This is a genomic window from Oerskovia sp. NPDC056781, assembly GCF_042789955.1.
Lineage (GTDB): Bacteria > Actinomycetota > Actinomycetes > Actinomycetales > Cellulomonadaceae > Oerskovia > Oerskovia rustica.
Window position 1 is genome coordinate 1 of sequence record NZ_JBHUAD010000314.1, and the last position, 3690, is coordinate 3690.

2 protein-coding genes are annotated in these 3690 nt (G+C 71.5%); one reads left to right on the top strand and one right to left on the bottom strand.

What is annotated here, in order from left to right; genetic code table 11:
- Positions 1-48: 48 nt before the first annotated feature.
- On the bottom strand, positions 49-729 hold the full coding sequence (locus ACFRCR_RS17660) for a hypothetical protein (RefSeq protein ID WP_377679376.1): 681 nt from the start codon (positions 727-729) through the stop codon (positions 49-51).
- A 332-nt stretch (positions 730-1061) separates the two neighbouring features.
- Here ACFRCR_RS17660 and ACFRCR_RS17665 point away from each other — a divergent pair.
- The coding region (locus ACFRCR_RS17665) for a S8 family serine peptidase (protein ID WP_377679378.1) at positions 1062-3690 on the top strand (2629 nt) is incomplete at its 3' end.

Sequence of the window (3690 nt, forward strand, 5' to 3'; positions counted from 1 at the left end):
CGTCGTGCGAGGAACGACGTGCCCGACGGACGCGAGCGGGAGCAGGTGTCAGTCGATGCCGCTGCCTGCGGGACGGAAGACGATCGAGGACGCGCGGTCGTTCATCGACCCGAGCGTCGCGCAGAAGGGGACGCAGTTCGTCGAGGCGCCCTTGACGTAGTTCTCGAGGTCGTAGAGGGTCGCCCAGCACTCGGCGTACGCGTTCAACGAGCTGATGTTGTTGTTCATCAGGTAGGGCGACAGCTTGGGGAACCCGTACGTGTTGCCCGTCATGCAGCCGTAGCCGCCGTTGCTCCAGAAGACCTTGTTGCCCCCGGTGTGGTTGGCACCCTTGTACGCGACACCCAGCATCATGGTCGTACCCGGCGCGGCGGCCCTCGCGTCCGGACCGGCCGAGCGGGACTGTGCCTGGGCGGCCTGGTCCTGCGCGAAGGCACGCAGGGCCGCGGGCTCTCCGGCCTCGACGGCGGGGTCGGTCACGGGCACGCCCGTGGCGGACTCGATGGCCTCGCCGAACGTGTCGAAGCACTGGACGGTGGGCGCGGGCGTGAAGGCGACGTCCTGGCCCGCGGGGGTGGGCTGGGCGATGACCGAGCAGACCTCGTCCTCAGCACCGAACGACTTCGAGGTGAGGTCGGGGCCGTCGGCGAGCGCGGGCGTCGCACTCAACACCCCGGCGACGAGGATCGCCGCGGAGACGGCTGCGATGCGGGTCGTACGACGTGACATGTGGTGCTCCTTCACAGCGTGGGCCGGGTCGACCGCTGCCCGCGGACAACGTCGACACGTGGGTGAGGACCGTCTGCGAAACCCCGGTGTTCCGCGCCCCCGGACCGATCGTAAGGGGCGGAGCACGTCCTGTCCTGGTTTGTCCCGGCTGCCTCGGTCCGGGGCCCCTGACCGGTCGGTCCTGGTTCGGTGACGTTCGCGCAGCGCGCGGGCGTCGGACTTCACCTATAGCGTGCAGGCACGGTCGTCTGCACACAGCCGTCGGCGACCACCACGGGGGAACCACCACGCACCTTCAACGCCACCGGTCCGTACCGGGGAAATGAGTGTCGATGAAGCACCGTTCGTTGTTAGCTGCTCTCTCAGGACTGGCGGTGGTCGCAGCATCGACGCTGCCTGCCGCGTCCTTACCGTCCGATCCCGCCGGCCCGTCCGGCCCCGACCTCACGTCGAAGTCCGCGAGCTCGCTGTCCCCCACGGAGAGCGAGGCGGGCAAGGTCGCCCCCTCGCTCGCCGACTCCTCGGGGACCGTGACCGCGTTCGTCCAGCTCGACACCCCGTCCGGTGCGGACCTCGCTGACCAGGGCGCGAGCCCGGCGCAGGTCGAGGACAACCAGGCCGTCGTCGAGCGCCTCGCGGACACCGTCGTCCCCGCGCAGACGAACGCCCGCAGTGCTCGCGCCGCGGGCGCGCCCCAGCAGGTGTCGGTCACGAGCAGGCTCGTCCCCGGCGTCGTCGTGACGGGCGACGCCGAGCAGGTGCGGGCCCTGGCCGCCGACGACAAGGTCGTCACGGTCTACCGCATCATCCCCAAGACACCCTCGAACAAGGGCACCGACGCGTTCACTCGCGCTCTCGAGGCCTGGCAGAGCACGGGCTACACGGGGCAGGGCGTCCGGATCGGGATCATCGACACGGGCATCGACTACACGCACGCCGGCTTCGGCGGGCCGGGCACGCAGGCCGCGTACGACGAGGCGTACGGCGTCAAGGGGCAGGGCCCCGTCCCCGCGGGGACGTTCGACGACGCCAAGTACCTCGGCGGGTACGACTTCGCGGGGTACGACTACGACGCGTCGGGCACCGTACCGGGCACGTCGCTGATCCCGACGCCGGACGAGAACCCGATCGACTCGCTCGACTCGATCGGCTCGGGTCACGGCTCGCACGTCGCCGGCACGACGGGCGGCTACGGCGTCCTGGCCGACGGGACGACGTTCGACGGCGACTACACGACCCTCACGGACATCTCCGACTGGACGGTCGGGCCGGGCTCGGCACCCGAGTCGGGCCTGTACGCGCTCAAGGTCTTCGGTGACCTGGGCGGCTCGACGAACGTCGTGGTCGACGCGCTCGAGTTCGCGGCCGACCCGGACGGTGACGGCGACCTGTCCGACCGTCTCGACATCGTCAACCTGTCCCTCGGCTCGGACAACAGCCCGGCCGACGACCCGGAGAACCTGTTCATCGACCAGCTCTCGCGGCTGGGCACGCTCGCGGTCGTCGCGTCGGGCAACGCGGGCGACGTGACCGACGTCGGCGGCTCGCCCGGCAACGCGCGCACCTCTCTCACGGTCGCGAACTCGGTGGGCAACACCCAGACGTTCGACGGCGTCGAGGTCACGGCCCCTGCGGGCGTCGCGGGCTCCTACCCCGCGCAGAACTCGCAGAGCTACGCGGGTTCGGCGGACGTGACGGCCGAGGTCGCGTTCCTGGGCGCCACGGTCAGCGGGTGCACGCCCCTGACCCCGGCCCAGGCCGCCGCCACGGCGGGCAAGATCGCGTTCCTGTACTGGGACGACAACGACGCCACGCGGGCGTGCGGGAGCGCGGCGCGCTTCAACAACGCGCAGGCCGCGGGCGCTGTCGGCGTCCTGCTGTCGTCCGAGCTCGAGGTCTTCGCGGCCGGGATCGCGGGCAACGCGGGCATCCCGGGTGCACAGCTCACGGGTCCGAGCCACGACGCGCTGCGTCCGGCGATCGAGGCGGGCGGCGTCGTCCTGACGCTCGGCCCGTCGCTCGCGAACTCGTCGTTCGTCGAGATCCCCGCGATCGGGGACACGCTCAACGCGGGGTCGTCGCGCGGGGTGCACGGTTCGCTGGGCGTCGTGAAGCCCGACGTCGCCGCACCGGGCACGGGGATCTCGTCCGTGGCCTCGGGTCGTCTCACGCAGCCCGGCATCAAGTCGGGCACGTCCATGGCCACCCCGCACGTCGCGGGCATCGCGGCGCTCGTCAAGGAGGCCCACCCGGGCTGGAGCGCGCAGCAGGTCAAGACGGCCGTCATGAACACGGCCTCGCACGACGTGTGGACGGGCCAGGGCGGCACGGGCACGGCGTACGGCCCCGAGCGGGTCGGGTCGGGTCGCGTGGACGCGGTCGACGCGGTGAAGAACTCGACCCTCGCGTTCTCGGCGCAGGACAAGGAGCTCGTCTCGGTGTCGTACGGGCTCGTGCCCGTGGCGGACAAGACCGTCAAGGAGCGTCGCACGGTCAACGTGCAGAACACGGGTTCGCAGGCCGTGAAGTACGCGGCGGCGTTCACGACGTCGAGCACCGCGGGGGGCGCGACCGTCACGGTCTCGCCCGCGAACCTCACGATCCCCGCCGGCCAGACCCGGACGGTCACGCTGACCCTGACGGCCGACCCGGCGACGCTCGCGAAGCAGCTCGACCCGACGTCGGCCGAGACCACCTCGGGCGTACCGCGCGACTTCGTCGGCATGCTCACGGGTCGCCTGGTCCTCACGCCGGAGTCGGGCAGCGAGCTGCGCGTCCCTGTCCAGGCCGCGCCGAAGCTCGTGAGCGACCTGTCGGGCAAGGACGTCACGTTCCTGAACCAGGACACGTCGGCCGAGCTCGACCTCGACGGACGCGGCGTGGCCTCGGGCGGCTGGACGTCGCTCGTGGCGCCGTTCGAGCTCAAGGCGACGAGCCCGCGGCTCGAGGCCGATGCTGCCG

Coding starts and splice junctions, on each gene's coding strand:
- ACFRCR_RS17660 (WP_377679376.1), bottom strand. CDS start 729: ATGTCACGTCGTACGACCCGCATCGCAGCCGTCTCCGCGGCGATCCTC.